14 protein-coding genes and 2 tRNA genes are annotated in these 17934 nt (G+C 59.2%); 11 read left to right on the top strand and 5 right to left on the bottom strand.

Annotated elements, in window-relative coordinates; all coding sequences use genetic code 11:
- Positions 1-24: 24 nt before the first annotated feature.
- Both AC07ZE_RS07160 and dcd read right to left on the bottom strand, forming a co-directional pair.
- Positions 25-234, bottom strand: coding sequence for a hypothetical protein (locus tag AC07ZE_RS07160; protein ID WP_095197445.1), 210 nt, complete (start codon positions 232-234; stop codon positions 25-27).
- Between the two features lie 106 nt (positions 235-340).
- Positions 341-907 (bottom strand): dCTP deaminase, encoded by a 567-nt coding sequence (gene dcd / locus AC07ZE_RS07155; protein ID WP_007940589.1) that lies wholly within the window; start codon positions 905-907, stop codon positions 341-343.
- A 352-nt stretch (positions 908-1259) separates the two neighbouring features.
- On the opposite strand from dcd, the gene AC07ZE_RS07150 reads away from it, so the two are divergent.
- A complete protein-coding gene (locus AC07ZE_RS07150; protein WP_002554837.1) occupies positions 1260-1469 on the top strand; it encodes a cold-shock protein in 210 nt (69 codons plus the stop codon).
- Positions 1470-1630: 161 nt separating this feature from the next.
- On the opposite strand, the gene AC07ZE_RS07145 is transcribed toward AC07ZE_RS07150, so the two are convergent.
- Positions 1631-2638, bottom strand: a complete 1008-nt coding sequence (locus AC07ZE_RS07145; RefSeq protein WP_207262768.1) for a DUF481 domain-containing protein — start codon at positions 2636-2638, stop codon at positions 1631-1633.
- A 176-nt stretch (positions 2639-2814) separates the two neighbouring features.
- On the opposite strand from AC07ZE_RS07145, the gene AC07ZE_RS07140 reads away from it, so the two are divergent.
- The 4 genes from AC07ZE_RS07140 to AC07ZE_RS07125 all read left to right on the top strand — a co-directional run bounded on the left by AC07ZE_RS07140 (position 2815) and on the right by AC07ZE_RS07125 (position 7602).
- Positions 2815-3168 carry an MGMT family protein gene (locus AC07ZE_RS07140; RefSeq protein WP_207262765.1) on the top strand — a complete coding sequence of 118 codons (354 nt, stop codon included), beginning with the start codon at positions 2815-2817 and terminating at the stop codon, positions 3166-3168.
- Positions 3169-3212: 44 nt separating this feature from the next.
- Entirely contained in the window at positions 3213-4772 is a 1560-nt protein-coding gene (locus tag AC07ZE_RS07135; RefSeq protein ID WP_207262762.1) for an AmpG family muropeptide MFS transporter, read from the top strand.
- A 143-nt stretch (positions 4773-4915) separates the two neighbouring features.
- On the top strand, positions 4916-6631 hold the full coding sequence (locus AC07ZE_RS07130; protein WP_207262760.1) for a proline--tRNA ligase: 1716 nt from the start codon (positions 4916-4918) through the stop codon (positions 6629-6631).
- A gap of 17 nt (positions 6632-6648) precedes the next feature.
- The gene (locus AC07ZE_RS07125; protein ID WP_207262758.1) at positions 6649-7602 is read left to right on the top strand and encodes a hypothetical protein; all 954 of its coding nucleotides are present in this window, start codon (positions 6649-6651) and stop codon (positions 7600-7602) included.
- 125 nt (positions 7603-7727) lie between these two features.
- Here the strand turns inward: AC07ZE_RS07125 and dinB are convergent, their stop codons facing one another.
- Complete coding sequence (gene dinB, locus AC07ZE_RS07120) at positions 7728-8789, bottom strand: DNA polymerase IV (RefSeq protein ID WP_207262756.1); 1062 nt, start codon at positions 8787-8789, stop codon at positions 7728-7730.
- Positions 8790-9091: 302 nt separating this feature from the next.
- Between dinB and AC07ZE_RS07115 the strand changes: the two genes are divergently transcribed.
- The 4 genes from AC07ZE_RS07115 (at position 9092) to AC07ZE_RS07100 (ending at position 13672) form a co-directional block, all read left to right on the top strand.
- Positions 9092-9168, top strand: a tRNA-Met gene (locus AC07ZE_RS07115).
- A 217-nt stretch (positions 9169-9385) separates the two neighbouring features.
- Positions 9386-9462 (top strand) — tRNA-Met (locus AC07ZE_RS07110).
- A 278-nt stretch (positions 9463-9740) separates the two neighbouring features.
- Positions 9741-12383, top strand: a complete 2643-nt coding sequence (mprF, locus tag AC07ZE_RS07105; RefSeq protein WP_207262747.1) for a bifunctional lysylphosphatidylglycerol flippase/synthetase MprF — start codon at positions 9741-9743, stop codon at positions 12381-12383.
- Complete coding sequence (locus AC07ZE_RS07100) at positions 12383-13672, top strand: virulence factor family protein (protein WP_207262735.1); 1290 nt, start codon at positions 12383-12385, stop codon at positions 13670-13672. Before mprF ends, AC07ZE_RS07100 begins: the two co-directional genes overlap by 1 nt.
- 65 nt (positions 13673-13737) lie before the next feature.
- Here AC07ZE_RS07100 and AC07ZE_RS07095 read toward each other — a convergent pair whose 3' ends face one another.
- Positions 13738-15639, bottom strand: coding sequence for a potassium transporter Kup (locus AC07ZE_RS07095; RefSeq protein ID WP_207262733.1), 1902 nt, complete (start codon positions 15637-15639; stop codon positions 13738-13740).
- 291 nt (positions 15640-15930) lie between these two features.
- On the opposite strand from AC07ZE_RS07095, the gene rimO reads away from it, so the two are divergent.
- Together rimO and AC07ZE_RS07085 are read left to right on the top strand one after the other, a co-directional pair.
- The gene (gene rimO, locus AC07ZE_RS07090) at positions 15931-17268 is read left to right on the top strand and encodes a 30S ribosomal protein S12 methylthiotransferase RimO (protein ID WP_150769726.1); all 1338 of its coding nucleotides are present in this window, start codon (positions 15931-15933) and stop codon (positions 17266-17268) included.
- A gap of 112 nt (positions 17269-17380) precedes the next feature.
- Positions 17381-17854: a GNAT family N-acetyltransferase gene (locus AC07ZE_RS07085; protein ID WP_137808013.1), complete on the top strand. Its 474-nt coding sequence runs from the start codon at positions 17381-17383 to the stop codon at positions 17852-17854.
- Positions 17855-17934 lie beyond the last annotated feature (80 nt).

Below are 17934 nucleotides of genomic sequence, written 5' to 3'. Positions count from 1 at the left end.
AACTCACTGCTGCAAAAAGACAAATCAAGCCACTGGCGCAGGTGGCGGCTCATCCGGCAGGGTGGGTTCACCTGGCTCGGTGGGTTGTTCGTTGGGGGTATCGGGATCAGGTTGGCCGGGGATGCCCCCCGCCATGCTGATCGGTGGGTGCGCCAACAAGGACCAGGCCAAAACGCCAACCTGATTGGGCTCAAGCCTTGCCAGTTCGGCACTTATCTTCGGGTCGATCTTCATATAGCACTCCTGAGCGAAGGCCCGATCCGCCTTGCGCGGATCGGGCAGTACACTCCATAGAGTGTACGCCCGCTCAAGAATTCCCACGGTTTGTCAGACGGTTGACTCAGGTCCGTGGCAGGGTCACGCCGCGCTGGCCCTGATACTTACCGCCACGGTCCTTATAGGAAACTTCACACTCTTCGTCGGATTCAAGGAACAGCATCTGCGCCACGCCTTCGTTGGCGTAGATTTTTGCCGGCAGGTTGGTGGTGTTCGAGAATTCCAGGGTCACGTGACCTTCCCACTCCGGCTCAAGCGGGGTGACGTTGACGATGATGCCGCAGCGAGCGTAGGTGCTCTTGCCCAGGCAAATGGTCAATACATTGCGCGGTATACGGAAATATTCGACGGTGCTGGCCAGGGCGAAGGAGTTCGGCGGGATGATGCAGACGTCGCTGTGGATATCGACGAAGCTGCCGGCATCGAAGTTTTTCGGATCGACGATGGCCGAATTGATGTTGGTGAACACCTTGAAATGATTGGTGCAACGAACGTCGTAGCCGTAACTCGACACACCGTAGGAGATCACACGGCTATCGTCGCTGCCGCGCATCTGGCGCTCGACGAACGGCTCGATCATGCCGTGTTCCTGCGCCATGCGGCGAATCCACTTGTCCGATTTGATGCTCATGGCGGTGTCCTGAATAGCGAGGTGGAAAAAACTGTCCGGCATCTTACCGGTGCGCGCCGCCGGGTTCAAAGTGCTCGGCACAATTCTCGACGATCACCCTGAATGTACGGACCTTCGAAACAATACGGTGCACCGTCGATCATGAAAACCGAGAAACCTTCGCAAGAAGCATTGGCACGTTCCTGAAAAAGGGTTAAGGTGGCGCCACTGTGCTGCTTGTGTCACTGAGAATCTCTACACGATATGTTGAATTTCGATCCAACCATCTACAAGAATTTTTCCTGCTCTTTGCACTCAGTCTCGGCCAGGGTTCTTCCTGAGTCGCAGTTATCTTTGTTCAAGGAGTTACACCATGTCTAATCGCCAAACCGGTACCGTTAAGTGGTTCAACGATGAAAAAGGCTTCGGCTTCATCACTCCACAATCCGGTGACGACCTGTTCGTTCACTTCAAAGCTATCCAATCCGACGGCTTCAAAAGCCTGAAAGAAGGCCAACAGGTTTCTTTCATCGCTACCCGCGGTCAGAAAGGCATGCAAGCTGAAGAAGTTCAAGTTATCTAACTTGTACTTGCTTTAGTAAAAAGCCCCGCCCTCAAAAGCGGGGCTTTTTTGTGCCTGTGTGTTTTTCGCCGGCAAAAAAGATCGCAGCCTTCGGCAGCGCCTGCTGGATGTACGTCAAACCAGGCAGGAGCAGCCGAAGAATGCGATCTTTTTTTTACGTGCTACCAGGTCACGCCAAAACCTGCGGTGTATCGGGTCTTGTCCAGGTCAGCATCGTCGGTACCGCTGATAATGTCCCGTTCGGCCTTGAGATTGAGCGATGCCCAATCGGTCACCTTGTAGCGCAAGCCCATCTCTGCATCCAGCGCATACTCGGCTACGCCCGACAGCGGTTTACCCACTTCGCCGTTGGTGAAGAACTCCACCTTCTTGCCGATCAGGTAGCGGTTGTAATCCCACTTCATCGCCACGGAATAGAAGTTCTCCTCGCTGCCATCGGAGAATTGATAATCCGTGCGGTTGATCAGCGAACCGAGGGAGAAAGCGCCCAATTCGTTATCCCAGAACTGATAACCAGGGCCAGTACCGACGGTGCGCTGACGGGAGAGATCTTCGACCTTGTCGCGCTTGTAGACCAGGCGACCTTGCCAGAACCATTTTTCCGTCAGGAAGCGATCGAGGGAGTATTCACCACGCCAATTGTCTGTGGTGGTCACGTCATCCTGGTATTCGCGGTTGTACTCGCCTTCCGCGATGTGGCGCCAACGACCATGACGCGCTGTGGTCTTGAAATCGATGTCGTAATCATCGGTATCTTTCTCGGCGCGCTGGTAATCCAGGGCCGCGTCGATATTCCCCTTCCACACCAGGTCCTCGACCACCGGCTTGGGCTTGAGGATCTGCTGGATACTGGCCAACTCGACGGTCTTGGGCCCATCGCCGTTGGCCAGGGTGACCTTGCCGTCATCCGCCGCGTGCAGCGCCTTGGCCTTTTCCCCTGTGTAGGCATCTTGCTTGACCAGCATCTGCTGATCGCTTTCCAGGGTTTTGACCTGTTTCCAGTCGATAGGCACGTCACCGGCGTACTCGGTCTTGATCAGCAGCTTGCCACCGTCGAAAAGAACGATCTTGCCGCTCAGCTTGTCACCGTTCTTCAACCAGACGGTATCCGCGAGCAAGGGAGAGGAAGCGCTGACGACAGCAAGGCACAGCAGAGTTCTGGACAACATAAGCAAATACAGACTCAAGATTGCGAAAAAAAGTCGGCATTATCCGCAGGAATAAGGCCCTAGCAAGGACTGACACGACTATTTCGAATGAGTTCATTTCTCAACACGCGATCCCCGAATTACTCTACAGACGGTACTGTGAATTTTTTCAGGGCTATTTTTCAGGAACATTGGACGTGAACGAACCCACCGCTGAAACCGAGAGTGCGGCGCACATCCGACGCACGGCGCTGTACCTGACCCTTGCGCAAGTGCCCGAAGGCAAGGTGGTGAGTTATGGCCAACTGGCGGAGCTCGCCGGCCTCGGTCGTGCCGCTCGCTGGGTGGGACGGACATTGAGCCAATTGCCCGGTGACAGTAAATTACCCTGGCACCGAGTACTCGGTGCAGGCGGACGTATCAGCCTGCCGGCGGGCAGCCCATCCGGGGACGAACAACGCGCACGATTGCGCATGGAGGGCATCAGTATCCTGAATAATCGTGTTGATATTCGGCGCCATGGGTGGCGCCCGGTAGAGCACAGCGGTTAGAGTGCGCGCTTTGTTTCCGTATTTCTTGAGGCAGACTCCAGCCCATGCCCCGTAAAACCTGGCGCGCCGCGCTCGCTGCCTATGCCAGCCCCTCGACGCTTGTACTGTTGCTGCTGGGTTTCGCCGCCGGCCTGCCCTACATGCTGGTGTTCTCGACACTTTCGGTCTGGCTGCGTGAAGCCGGCGTTGCTCGCGAAACCATCGGCTATGCAAGCCTTATCGGCCTGGCCTATGCCTTTAAATGGGTCTGGTCACCGCTGCTCGACCAATGGCGCCTGCCATTTCTCGGCAAGCTGGGTCGACGCCGCTCCTGGCTGGTGCTGTCCCAGGCACTGGTCATCCTAGGCTTGGTCGGGATGGGTTTCTGCGACCCGCAAAAACATTTGTCCTGGCTGATCGCTATCGCGGTGGTCGTCGCCTTTGCCTCGGCGACGCAAGATATTGCAGTAGACGCCTACCGCCTGGAAATTGCCGATGACACTCGTCAAGCGGCCCTGGCGGCCAGTTACATGTCCGGTTATCGGATCGCCGCGCTGCTGGCGACAGCTGGCGCCCTGTATTTTGCCGAAGGTTTCGGCTCCACCGGTTTCAACTACAAACATTCTGCATGGGCCGGCACCTACATTTTGTTCGGCGCCCTGATGGTCCCGGCACTTTTGACCAGCATATTCATGCGTGAACCTCCGGTTCCACTGCGCACTCAATTGCAGGCCGGGCGCTACAGTTTCGTGCATCAGCTGGCTTCGGTGTTCGTGCTGATTGTACTGCTGGTTTCCGTACCCGCCATGTTCACCCAGCTCTATAACACCGATTTCGCCAGCGTGCTGTTCGAAGGCGCGAGCCCGCTCGACCTGCTGCTCGAAGACCGAGCGTTCCTGCGCGCAATCCTCTACACCACGCTCACTGCCCTATGCCTCTCGGCCATGGGCCGTCGCGGCCTGGCACCGGTACTGACACCGGTCAACGATTTCATTCTGCGTTATCGCTGGCAAGCGCTGCTGCTGCTTGGGCTTATCGCTACCTATCGGATGTCCGACACGGTCATGGGCGTGATGGCCAACGTGTTCTATATCGACCAGGGCTTCACCAAGGACCAGATCGCCAGCGTCAGCAAAATCTTCGGTTTGATCATGACCCTGGTCGGCGCCGGCATGGGCGGCCTGTTGATCGTGCGCTTCGGCATCCTGCCGATCCTGTTCATCGGAGGCGCTGCGTCGGCGGGCACCAACATATTGTTCCTGATGCTGGCCGACATGGGGCCGAACCTGCAGATGCTGGTGGTCACCATCTCCCTGGACAACTTCAGCTCGGGCCTGGCGACCTCCGCGTTCGTCGCCTACCTGTCGAGCCTGACCAACCTGAAGTTCTCCGCCACCCAATACGCCCTGCTCAGCTCGATCATGCTCTTGCTGCCCCGCCTGATCGGCGGCTATTCCGGGGTCATGGTGGAAAAATTCGGTTACCACAATTTCTTCCTGATCACCGCCCTGCTGGGTGTTCCGACGCTGCTGTTGATCGCCTTGCACTGGTTCCAGGAGAACCGCCGCGAAGGCCCGACACCGACGCCTGACCCCGTGCCCACCCAGGTCGCGGAAGAATCGTAGGAAATATCTGAAGGACACGCTGTAAAGGGCGGCGAGATTGCCGCCCTGCTGCCATACCGCCGACCGCACGCCTGTACGACAGCGGATCTCGCCCGTACAATGCTCCGTCATTTCTCGTCATCAGCAATCGATAACGGCCAACCATGCGCACCAGTCAATTTTTGCTCGCCACACAGAAAGAAACGCCTTCCGACGCGGTCGTGATCAGCCATCAGCTGATGCTGCGCGCCGGCATGATCCGCAAACTCGCCTCGGGCCTGTATACCTGGCTGCCGATGGGCTTGCGAGTGATGCGCAAGGTCGAAGCCGTCGTTCGCGAAGAAATGAACGCCGCCGGCTCGCTCGAAGTGTTGATGCCGAGCACTCAACCGGCTGAGCTGTGGCAGGAATCCGGTCGCTGGGAAGAGTACGGCCCTGAGTTGCTGCGCTTCAAGGATCGTCACAATCGCGATTTCTGCGCCGGCCCGACCCACGAAGAAGTCATCACCGACCTGATGCGTAACGAGTTGAGCAGCTACAAGCAGCTGCCGATCAACCTGTACCAGATCCAGACCAAATTCCGTGATGAAATCCGCCCACGCTTCGGCTTGATGCGCGGCCGCGAATTCATCATGAAGGACGCCTACTCGTTCCACGCTGACCAGCCATCGCTGCAGGTCACCTACGACCGCATGCACCAGGCGTACTGCAACGTGTTTACCCGCCTGGGCCTGAAATTCCGTCCGGTTGAAGCCGACAACGGCTCCATTGGCGGCGCCGGCTCCCACGAATTCCACGTACTGGCCGAATCCGGCGAAGACGATATCGTCTTCAGCAACGGTTCCGACTACGCCGCGAACATTGAGAAAGCCGAAGCCGTGCCGCGTGAAACGTCCCGTCCGGCACCGACTGAAGAGCTGCGCCTGGTCGATACCCCAGATACCAAGACCATCGCCGCGCTGGTGGAAAAATTCAATCTGCCGATTGAGAAGACCATCAAGACCCTGGTGGTGCACGCCGAAGAGAAAGGCAAGCTGATTGCCCTGATCATTCGTGGCGACCACGAGCTGAACGAAATCAAGGCTGCCAACCAGCCAGGCGTCGCCAGCCCGCTGGTCATGGCTTCCGAAGCCGAACTGCGTGACGCCATCGGCGCCGGCGCCGGTTCCCTCGGCCCGCTGAACCTGCCACTGCCGATCATCATCGACCGTTCCGTCGAACTGATGAGCGACTTCGGCATCGGTGCCAACATCGATGACAAACACTACTTCGGCGTGAACTGGGATCGCGACCTGCCGGTTCCGACCGTTGCCGACCTGCGTAACGTGGTCAGCGGCGACCCTAGCCCGGACGGCAAGGGCACCCTGGAAATCAAGCGCGGCATCGAAGTCGGACACATCTTCCAGCTGGGCAACAAGTACAGCAAGGCGATGAAGTGCGAAGTGCTGGGCGAAAACGGCAAGCCGGTCACCCTGGAAATGGGCTGCTATGGCATCGGCGTTTCCCGCGTGGTCGCGGCCGCCATCGAGCAGAACAACGACGAGAAAGGGATTATCTGGAGCGACACCCTGGCGCCGTTCCAGATCGCCCTGGTACCGCTGCGCTACGAAACCGACCTGGTGCGCGAAGCCACCGACAAGCTGTATGCAGAACTGACTGCAGCCGGCTTCGAAGTGCTGCTGGACGACCGCGACAAGAAAACCAGCCCGGGCATCAAGTTCGCGGACATGGAGCTGATCGGCATTCCCCATCGCATCGTGGTCAGTGACCGCGGTCTCGCCGAAGGCAACCTGGAATACAAGAGCCGTACCGAGGCCGAGCCGCAAGCGCTGCCGGTTGCTGACGTACTGCCGTTCCTTCAGGCCCGTATCCGCCGCTGAAACCAGATAGAGACGTCATGTTCAAGCGAAACACCTTAGGCCTCGGTGGTGCCGCCCTGTGCGGCACCCTGCTGGTCAGCGGCTGTGCCAATCACATGTCACAACGCAGCGAGCACGAGGAACGTGTCGAGCGCAAACTGCTCGATCACAGCCTGCAGATCGATGTTGGTGAGCCCAAGGTGCTTGAGCTGCCGCAACGCCGGGTGAAAATCCACGAGCAGAAAACTTTCGAAGTCACTGAGTTCGAAGTCACGCGCCATTACGATCGCTACACGCCGTACCAACCCTGGCGGGAGGTCTACGAGATCCCGCTGGGCGCGGTGGCGGTGGTGGGTGGTGTCGGCGCGAACGTGGTCAACGTGTTTGCCCTCGGCAACCTTCCCGATAGCGTGACCCGGGACTGGTTCAGCTATGGTTTTGCCGGGCTCAATCCGTTCATGAACGTGCAATCGAACGGTCGCGCGCAACAGAACCTGGCCGGGATCGACGAAGTCCAGCTCGACAAGCGTACGGAATACTCGAGCCTGCCGTGGAGCGAGCGTCCGGTCGAGGTCAAGGCCGGCAAGGAAACCTTCGAACTGAGCACCGACAAAAACGGCGTTCTGCGCCTGAACCTGTTGGATAGCCCGTTCGCCGAACATGACCTGAACCATCTGGGCAAGCTGCAGATCAGTGTCGCGGACGGCAAGGATGACGTGCACACCGACTCGACCCTGGCGCTGAGCAGCAACTTGCGCGGCAAGCTGCTTGAAGCCCACGGACTGATTTACGACGACCTGGAAGATGACGAAGTGAGCCAGTGGGTGCACCGGGTCAAACGCCTGTCGGAACTGGGTCTGGAAGAAGAAGCGAGCGAACTGGAACAGAGCCTGATCGAACTGACCCGCAACGATCCAGAACTGCAGACCGAATTCCTCAAGTCCCTGACCAAGGACGCCGGGCGACTGGTGGCGGATCCGGGGCCGAATTGACGCCTAAAAGCTAAAAGCTTCGCAAGCAAGCTCGCTCCCACAGTTTCTTTGGCGTTCACAAATCCAATGTGGAAGCGAGCCTGCTCGCGAAGAGCCCCTGAAATTCACCACCACATCAAAACCTGCTACCGCTCAAACAACTCCATCTGCTCAAACCCGCCCCGTAAATCCTCCAGTCTCACCCCCACCCCCAACAACCGCACCGGTTTGCCGCCACGATTGAAAGCCTGGGTCAGCAACAACTGATAACTGCCCAGATCCCGCCCTGCCCCGGCCTGCTCCAGCGTGGTCTGGGTGAAGTCGTGGAATTTCACTTTGACGAAAGGCTTTCCAGGCCTGTAGCTGCTGTCGATTCGCGCCATGCGCCCGGCGAGGGTTTCCAGCAACTCGGGCAACTTACCCAGGCAACTCACCAGATCCGGGAGGTCGACGTCATAGGTATTTTCGACACTGATCGACTGCCGACGACTGTCGTTATGCACCTGACGATCATCGATCCCACGGGCCAGGCTCCAGAGTCGCTCGCCAAAGCTGCCGAATTCTCGCACCAGCGCCAATTTGTCCCACTCACGAAGTTGCGCGCAATCGAGGATGCCGAGCTTGCCCAACTTGTCGGCAGTCACTTTTCCGACCCCATGCAGCTTGCTCACCGGCAAGCCGCTGACAAAATCCTCGACCTGATCCGGCGTGATGACGAACAAGCCATTGGGCTTTTTCCAGTCGCTGGCGATCTTGGCCAGAAACTTGTTCGGCGCCACACCCGCCGAGACCGTGATATGCAGCTGATTCGACACCCGACGGCGGATGTCCTGAGCGATGCGTGTGGCGCTGCCGCCAAAATGCGCGCTGTCTGACACGTCCAGGTAGGCCTCGTCGAGGGAAAGCGGCTCAATGATGTCGGTGTAATCGCGGAAGATCGTATGAATTTCCTTCGAGGCTTCTCTATAGGCATCCATACGCGGCTTGACGATGGTCAGGTCCGGACACAGTTTCAACGCGTGCCCGGAGGACATGGCCGAACGCACGCCGTAAGCCCGAGCCTCATAATTGCAGGTAGCAATCACGCCACGCCGATCCGCCGCCCCGCCTACCGCCAGCGGTTTTCCGGCCAGGCGCGGGTCGTCACGCATCTCGATGGCAGCGTAGAAGCAGTCACAATCGACGTGGATGATTTTTCGCTGGGTCATATCAACGCGGTATTCATGGATGAAGAAATGGCGACATGTCGTGTCGGATAAGCAGTATCTCACCAGCACCTGTATATAGCACCAGTAGTCAGAAGGTTCTTTGCTATCCGTAGGGAAACGCCAAGATAAATTTATTTTCTCAATCGCAAGACAGCTGCTAATAGAGCTCAAAGCCTTGCCACACCTGCCTCTCAGGCCGAGAAGCACATTCATCAGCATGCTAAGCGATTGAACCTGAAGAGGTTTTACCAAAATTTGCGGTTGACACCCTGTCGATCCTCTGTAGAATGCCGACACACAGACGCGGGATGGAGCAGTCTGGTAGCTCGTCGGGCTCATAACCCGAAGGTCGTCGGTTCAAATCCGGCTCCCGCAACCAAACATCAAAAAAGGCTACTCGAAAGAGTGGCCTTTTTTGTGCGCGCTTGTTTTTCAAGCCTCCCGCCCTCTTCCCTGTGCACGAATGAGAATTCGTTCAGATTCCGAAACTTAAAACCAAGACTGCGACCGTTTGCCGCGCTTTTACGTTTATTTGACCAGGCTCAGTATTAACGGTTGACACCAAGGCGTATCTCTATAGAATGCCGCCACACAGACGCGGGATGGAGCAGTCTGGTAGCTCGTCGGGCTCATAACCCGAAGGTCGTCGGTTCAAATCCGGCTCCCGCAACCAAACATCAAAAAAGGCTACTCGAAAGAGTGGCCTTTTTTGTATCTGTTGAAAAAGTCCTTTCGCAACAATGATCTGTCACTGTGTAGTGAGCCGTTGGGAGTCACCAATGCGCCGAGTTCGGACTATGCTCAATCGCAGACCCAGCCCTCTCCGACTGAGGACGCGCCGTCGCGAACACCCAGCGGCAGGCGTTACAATTTGTGATTATTTTTTTCTACAGGGATTGGTAACTTGGCTGGATACCCCCATCCTGTCGCGCACAATCCAAGAGGTGATTGATGCGCGCCAACTCGTCTGCCCCACAAGACTCCGTCACAGCAACACAACCGATCAAGGCTGAGCGGCTGCGTTTGCTTGAACGCGTCAGCAAATACCGTCAGCCCATCGGCCTGGCGGTCACGCTGTTGTTGTTTGCGATGGCGCTGATTGCCTGTCGACATCTGCTGAGCGAACTCGATCTGGACGCGCTGCACGATTCGATTCTCGAAGTGCCCAAACCGGCCTTGCTCGGCGCATTGGGTGCCACCGTGGCTGGTTTCATCATTTTGCTGGGTTACGAATGGTCGGCCAGCCGTTACGCCGGCGTGAACCTGGCTCCGCGAACCCTGGCCCTGGGCGGCTTCACCGCTTTCGCCATCGGTAATGCCATCGGCCTTTCAATGCTCTCGGGCGGTTCGGTTCGCTACCGTCTCTATGCACGACACGGTCTGGGGGCCACTGAAGTCGCCCACATGACGTTGTTCGCCAGCCTCTCCCTCGGCTGTGCCCTGCCGCCGCTCGCCGCACTGGCAACCCTCAGCAATCTGCCCGGCGCTTCCGCAGCTCTGGGGCTTTCCGAGTCCTTGCTGGGCACCATCGCTGCGGTAGTACTGGTGTTGTTTGCCGTGCTGGCGATCGGCATTTACCGTCGACGTCTGCCGGAACAACCTTATGCCGACAATCTGTTGGTAAAGGTCGGCCGCCGCACCTTGCGCCTGCCGGGCCGGCGCCTGACCTTCCTGCAACTGGTGATTACCGCCCTCGACGTGGCCGCCGCCGCCACTGTGCTTTACCTGTTGTTGCCGCAAGCACCGCCCTTCGGCGCATTCCTGCTGGTGTATCTGCTGGCGCTGGCCGCCGGCGTGCTCAGCCATGTGCCGGGTGGTGTCGGGGTATTTGAAGCGATTCTACTCGCGGCGTTCTCCGACAAGCTCGGCGCCGCACCGCTGGCCGCCGCCCTGCTGCTCTATCGCCTGATCTATGTCGTCCTGCCGATGCTGGTGGCTTGCCTGCTATTGCTGGTCAACGAGGGGCAGCGCCTGTTCCAGACACGCCAGACCTTGCGTGCCGCATCGGGCCTGGCCGCGCCTATACTCGCGGTACTGGTGTTCCTGTCCGGCGTGGTGCTGCTGTTCTCCGGAGCCACCCCGGAAATCGACACCCGCCTGGAACATATCGGTTTCCTGATCCCCCATCGCCTGGTCGATGCCTCGCACTTGGGTGCCAGCCTGATCGGCGTGCTGTGCCTGTTGTTGGCCCAGGGCTTGCGCCGCAGACTGTCGGCGGCCTGGATGCTGACCACTATTCTGTTGCTGGTCGGTGCCCTGCTCTCCTTGCTCAAGGGTTTCGACTGGGAAGAAGCCAGCCTGATGGTCCTGACCGCCAGCCTGCTCGGCGTTTTCCGCCGCTCCTTCTATCGCCCCAGTCGCCTCACCGAATTACCGTTTTCGCCGCTGTACCTGGTGGCCAGCCTCTGTGTACTGGGTGCGTCGATGTGGCTGCTGCTGTTCGCCTACCAGGACGTTCCCTACAGCCATCAGCTCTGGTGGCAGTTCACCCTCGACGCCGATGCGCCCCGCGGTCTGCGTTCGCTGCTGGGTGCGGCGGTGCTGCTATTGGTAGTGTCCCTGACCTGGTTGCTGCGCACGGCGCGTCCGGTGATCCACCTGCCGACCCCCGAGGAACTGGAGCGCGCGAGCAAGATCCTCATGGCCTCTGCCCAACCGGATGGCGGCCTGGCCCTGACCGGTGACAAGGCGCTGCTTTTTCATCCCAACGACGAGGCGTTCCTGATGTACGCCCGTCGTGGCCGCAGTCTCGTGGCGCTGTACGACCCGATCGGTCCGGGCCAGCAACGAGCGGAAATGATCTGGCAATTCCGTGACCTGTGCGACATCCACCATGCCCGCCCCGTGTTCTATCAAGTCCGCGCGGAGAACCTGCCGTATTACATGGACATCGGCCTGACCGCGATCAAACTCGGCGAAGAAGCGCGAGTCGATCTCAAGCGTTTTGATCTCGAAGCCAAGGGCAAAGAGATGAAGGACCTGCGCTACACCTGGAACCGCGGCACTCGCGATGGCCTGTCACTGGAGATCTTCGAGCCGGGTCTGGCGCCGATGGAGGAGCTCAAGGTGATTTCCGACGCCTGGCTGACTGGCAAGAACGTGCGCGAAAAAGGCTTCTCCCTCGGCCGCTTCAGTGATGACTACCTCAAGCACTTTCGCATTGCGGTGATCCGTTTCGAAGGGCGCCCGGTGGCGTTCGCCAACCTGCTCGAGACCTACAGCCATGACCTGGCCAGTCTCGACCTGATGCGCGCGCACCCGGACGCTCCCAAGCTGACCATGGAGTTCATGATGGTCGGCCTGATCCAACACTATAAGAGTCACGGATACGCGCGCTTCAGCCTGGGCATGGTGCCGTTGTCGGGGTTGCAACCCCGTCGCGGCGCGCCATTGACCCAACGCTTGGGATCGATGGTATTCCGCCGTGGTGAGCAGCTCTACAACTTCCAAGGCTTGCGCCGCTTCAAAGACAAATTCCAGCCTGACTGGGAACCCCGTTATATGGCCGTGCCCGCCGGACTCGATCCGCTGGTAGCCCTGGCCGACACTGCCGCCCTGATCGCGGGCGGCTTGACCGGATTGGTGAAACGCTGATGATTCAACGCTCCTTGCGCTATGTACTGGGCACGCTGGTTGTGCTGGCCCTGATTCTCGGTGGTGGCTACTGGTATCTGAAACGCCCGGCCCCGGAACCGACCCTCGAACAACTGACGCCTGCCGACGGTGCTGCAATGACCCGCGTCATCCCTGGCAGCACGCCTCGCGCCCAGGTGCTGGTGGCAGTCAATGAAGACCAGAAACTCAGCGACAAACAATTGCTGACTCTCAGTCGCAGCGGCTCGGCGCAGATCGTTCAGGTGATCCTGCCCAAGGACTGCCTGCTGCAAAGCCGGGCGCTGCAAGCGGGACTCAGAGAACTCAAAGGCCCGGCGACCCTGGTCAGCGGTATCGGCCCCGGCGCCGTTCTGGCCTGGCGCTGGTTGTCCGAGCAGAAAGACGACAAGTCTCAGGCTGTCTCGGTGGACCTTGCCCTGGAAAAACCCGGCTGCACGCACTTGTTGCCAAAAAGCGCCGCCCACGGCCACTGGCTGGTGGCGTGGAACGACAACCCGGATGACACCAGCGCCGGTTTCGTGCGCGACCAACCGAATGCCGAAACCAGCATCAGCGACTACGACATCAACCTGCCGCAAGTACTGAACAACGAACTGCGCAAAATCCTCGTCGGTGGCGACAAAGCCGCGGGTGGCCTGCAGATTCCGGTGGTCGAAGTGCCAGCGGGCCAGGCAAAAGACACCGTGACCCTGTTCCTGTCCGGTGATGGCGGCTGGCGTGACCTGGACCGCGATGTCGCCGGCGAAATGGCCAAGATCGGCTATCCGGTGGTCGGCATCGACACCCTGCGCTACTACTGGCAGCACAAGAGCCCCGAGCAAAGCGCACTGGACCTCACCGAACTGATGCAGCACTACCGGCAGAAATGGGGCACCAAGCGCTTCATCCTGACGGGGTACTCGTTCGGTGCCGACGTTCTGCCGGCCATCTACAACCGCCTGCCCGAGTCCGAACAGCAACGCGTCGACGCAATCATCCTGCTGGCCTTCGCCCGCACCGGCAGCTTCGAAATCGAAGTCGAAGGCTGGCTCGGCAATGCCGGCAAGGAAGCCGCCACCGGCCCGGAAATGGCCAAGCTGCCACCCGCCAAGGTAGTGTGCATCTTCGGCGAAGAAGAAATCGACGAAAGTGGCTGCACCGACAAGACCGCCGTGGGCGAAACCATCAAATTGCCTGGCGGTCATCACTTCGACGAGAACTACCCGAAACTGGCCCAGCGGTTGGTGGATGTGATCGAGAAGCGTCAGACCAAGATGGCTGAAGAGTGATTTGAGCCTCTGACGCAAAAAAGCCCCCACAGCCATTGGTTGCGGGGGCTTTTGATGACGCAGGACTACATCTCCACCTGCGTCCCCAGCTCAATCACCCGATTCAGCGGCAGATTGAAGAAGCGCAGGTTGCCGTTGGCGTTCTGCAACATGAACGCGAACAGCGCCTCGCGCCAGCGGGACATGCCTTCGAGTTTGGAGGCGATGACCGTCTCGCGGCTGAGGAAGTACGTGGTGCGCATCGGGCTGAAATCCAGTTCATCGAGAGGACACAGTTTCAGCGCCTGCGGCACATCCGGCTCATCCGTGAAGCCGAAATGCAGAATCACCCGGTAGAAACCCTCGCCGTGGGATTCGACCTCGAAGCGCCGGTTTACCGGCACTCGCGGGATGTCTTCGTACACCACCGTCAGCAGCACCACTTGCTCATGCAGCACCTGGTTGTGCAACAGGTTGTGCAGCAGCGCGTGGGGCACGGCGTCCGGTCGCGCGGTAAGGAACACCGCCGTGCCCTGCACGCGATGCGGCGGTTGCACGGCAATACTGCTGATGAAAATCGGCAGCGGCAGCCCACCCTCGTCAATCCGCTCCACCAGCAACTGCTTACCGCGTTTCCAGGTGGTCATCAGCACGAACAAGGCGAAACCGGCAATCACCGGAAATGCCCCGCCCTGGATGATTTTCGGCACGTTGGCGGCAAAGTAAAGACCATCGACCAACAGGAAGCCGAGCAGCAACGGTACCGCGAACACAGGCGGCCACTTCCACAACAGCAGGATCACGGCCGACACCAAAATGGTGGTCATCAGCATCGTGCCCGTCACCGCTACGCCATAGGCCGAAGCCAGGGCACCGGAGGATTCGAAACCGATCACCAGCAGAATCACGCCGACCATCAATGCCCAGTTCACCGCACCGATGTAGATCTGGCCTTGCTCGGCGCTGGAGGTGTGCTGGATGTGCATGCGTGGAATGTAACCGAGCTGGATGGCCTGTCGGGTCAGGGAGAACGCACCGGAAATCACCGCCTGGGAGGCAATCACCGTGGCCAGGGTGGACAAGCCTACCAGCGGAATCAACGCCCAGCTGGGCGCCAACAGATAGAACGGGTTGCGCGCAGCCTCAGGATCGCCAAGCAGCAACGCGCCCTGGCCGAAGTAGTTCAGCACCAGCGCCGGCAGCACGAGAATGAACCAGGCACGGGCGATCGGCTTACGGCCGAAGTGACCCATGTCAGCGTACAGCGCTTCGGCACCGGTCAATGCCAGGACCACCGCGCCGAGGATCGCCACGCCCATGCCCGGGTGTACGATGAAAAAGCGCACACCCCATACCGGATTCACCGCTTGCAACACTTCCGGGTGCTGGAGGATGCCATGGACACCCAGCGCTCCCAGCACCACGAACCAGGTGACCATGATGGGGCCGAACAGAATGCCAATGCGCGCGGTGCCGTGGCGCTGAATCAGAAACAGCGCGACCAGCACCACCAGTGACAGCGGCACCACCCAGTGGTCGATACCCTCGAATGCAAGCCCCAAGCCTTCAATGGCCGACAGCACGGAAATCGCCGGGGTGATCATGCTGTCGCCATAAAACAGTGCCGCGCCGATCAGCCCGCAGACCACCAGCAAGGTACGCAACTTGGCGTGCCCCGCCGCCGCCCGCCGCGCCAGCGCGGTCAAGGCCATGATCCCGCCTTCGCCCTGGTTGTCGGCGCGCAGCACAAACATCATGTACTTGATTGAAACGACCCAGATCAGCGACCAGAAGATCAACGCCAGAATACCCAACACGCCGTCATGATTGACCGGCACGCCATAGTCGCCGGAGAACACTTCTTTGAGGGTGTACAGCGGGCTCGTACCGATGTCGCCATAAACCACCCCGACCGCCGCGACCAGCATGCCGATCGGCTTCGCCGCCGAATGCCCGGCACCGACCGCGTGACTACTTGCCTGACCCATCCAACACTCCTGATTCCCAGACCAGCTTCTTCGAACGGAGCACTATGCTTTGTAGTGCAGCATGCGCTGTTTTACTTGTTGTTACAGACGTTTTCTTGACTGTAAAAAATCTGTAAAGCTCAACGGCGCGAAGCATAGCGCAGCACTCGTCGCATTTCCCTGCATAAAGCTGGTCAAGTGAACGTCGCATCGCTAGAATTGCGCACTTTTTGATCAGAGGCGCAGTTCAAGCGCCCATCCGTCGGTTTTGCCCAGTCCGGCAAGCGGCGTCACAAAATACCGAGGTTAGACATGTCCACCACTCCTGCGCCAGCCAATCCAAAGGTTGGCTTCGTATCCCTGGGTTGCCCGAAAGCACTGGTCGACTCCGAGCGCATCCTCACCCAGCTGCGTATGGAAGGTTATGACGTCGTGTCCACCTATCAGGACGCCGATGTCGTGGTGGTCAACACCTGCGGCTTCATCGATTCGGCCAAGGCGGAATCCCTGGAAGTGATTGGCGAGGCCATCAAGGAAAATGGCAAGGTCATCGTGACCGGCTGCATGGGTGTCGAAGAAGGCAATATCCGTAACGTGCATCCGAGCGTGCTGGCCGTCACCGGCCCGCAGCAGTACGAGCAAGTGGTCAATGCCGTGCACGAAGTGGTGCCACCGAGGCAGGATCACAACCCGTTGATCGACCTGGTGCCGCCACAAGGGATCAAGCTGACCCCGCGTCACTACGCCTACCTGAAGATTTCCGAGGGCTGCAACCACAGCTGCAGTTTCTGCATCATCCCGTCGATGCGCGGCAAACTGGTCAGCCGTCCAGTGGGTGATGTACTCGACGAGGCCCAGCGCCTGGTCAAGTCCGGCGTCAAGGAGCTCTTGGTGATCTCCCAGGACACCAGCGCCTACGGCGTAGACGTGAAATACCGCACCGGTTTCTGGAACGGCGCGCCGGTGAAAACCCGCATGACCGAACTCTGCGAAGCCCTGAGCACCCTCGGCGTCTGGGTTCGCCTGCACTATGTTTACCCGTATCCGCACGTCGACGAGTTGATTCCGCTGATGGCCGCCGGAAAGATCCTGCCGTACCTGGACATCCCGTTCCAGCACGCCAGCCCGAAAGTGCTGAAGTCGATGAAGCGCCCGGCGTTCGAAGACAAGACCCTGGCGCGCATCAAGAACTGGCGCGAAATCTGCCCGGACCTGATCATCCGCTCGACCTTCATCGTCGGCTTCCCTGGCGAAACCGAAGAGGACTTCCAGTACCTGCTGAACTGGTTGACCGAAGCCCAGCTCGACCGCGTCGGCTGCTTCCAGTACTCGCCGGTCGAAGGCGCTCCTGCCAACGATCTGGATCTGGACGTGGTGCCGGATGACGTCAAGCAAGACCGTTGGGAGCGCTTCATGGCGCACCAGCAGGCCATCAGCTCTGCGCGCCTGCAAATGCGCATCGGCCGTGAAATCGAAGTACTGGTCGATGAAGTCGACGAGCAAGGCGCGGTCGGCCGCTGCTTCTTCGATGCCCCGGAAATCGACGGCAACGTGTTCATCGATAACGGAAGCAATCTCAAGCCGGGTGACAAAGTCTGGTGCAAGGTGACCGACGCCGACGAATACGACCTCTGGGCCGAACAGATCTAAGCGCAAAAAATATCAAAAGCCCCGCTCTCTTGACGAGATGCGGGGCTTTTTTACGGCTATCGTTTTGTGTGGAACGGATTCTCCTCTCTAACAACACAAGGGGCAGGCGGGCATGCGCCAACATTCGGTCATCCATACACCGAAACTGAGCGACTACGAAGAACTGACGCAGGTCTGGGAAGCGTCGGTGCGCGCCACCCATGACTTCCTGCCGGACAGCTACATCGAACTGCTGAAGAATCTGGTGCTGACCCGCTACCTCGATGCGGTGATGCTGATCTGCACCAAGGACTCGCATCAGCGCATAACCGGCTTCGCCGGCGTCGCGGCGGGCAAGATCGAAATGCTCTTCATCGACCCCGCACATCGCGGCCAGGGCCTGGGCAAGCAGTTGTTGCGCTATGCAATGGAACACCTGAATGCCGATGAACTGGACGTCAACGAACAAAACCCGCAAGCCCTGGGCTTTTATTTCAAACAGGGGTTCGAGGTGATCGGCCGCTCGGAAGTCGATGGCATGGGGCAGCCGTATCCGTTGTTGCATATGCGGTTTCGCCAGGCTCACCAGCTGTCGCGCAATGGCTGACACAAACCGGAACAAATGTGGGAGCGCCGCCCGGAGCCAGCTCGCTCCCACAAAAAGCAGCCACACTGAAATGGAACCGG

This window comes from Pseudomonas sp. GW101-3H06 (genome assembly GCF_059424605.1).
The sequence above is the reverse complement of the archived record's forward strand: the minus strand, read 5'-3'. Positions and strand labels throughout refer to the sequence as shown.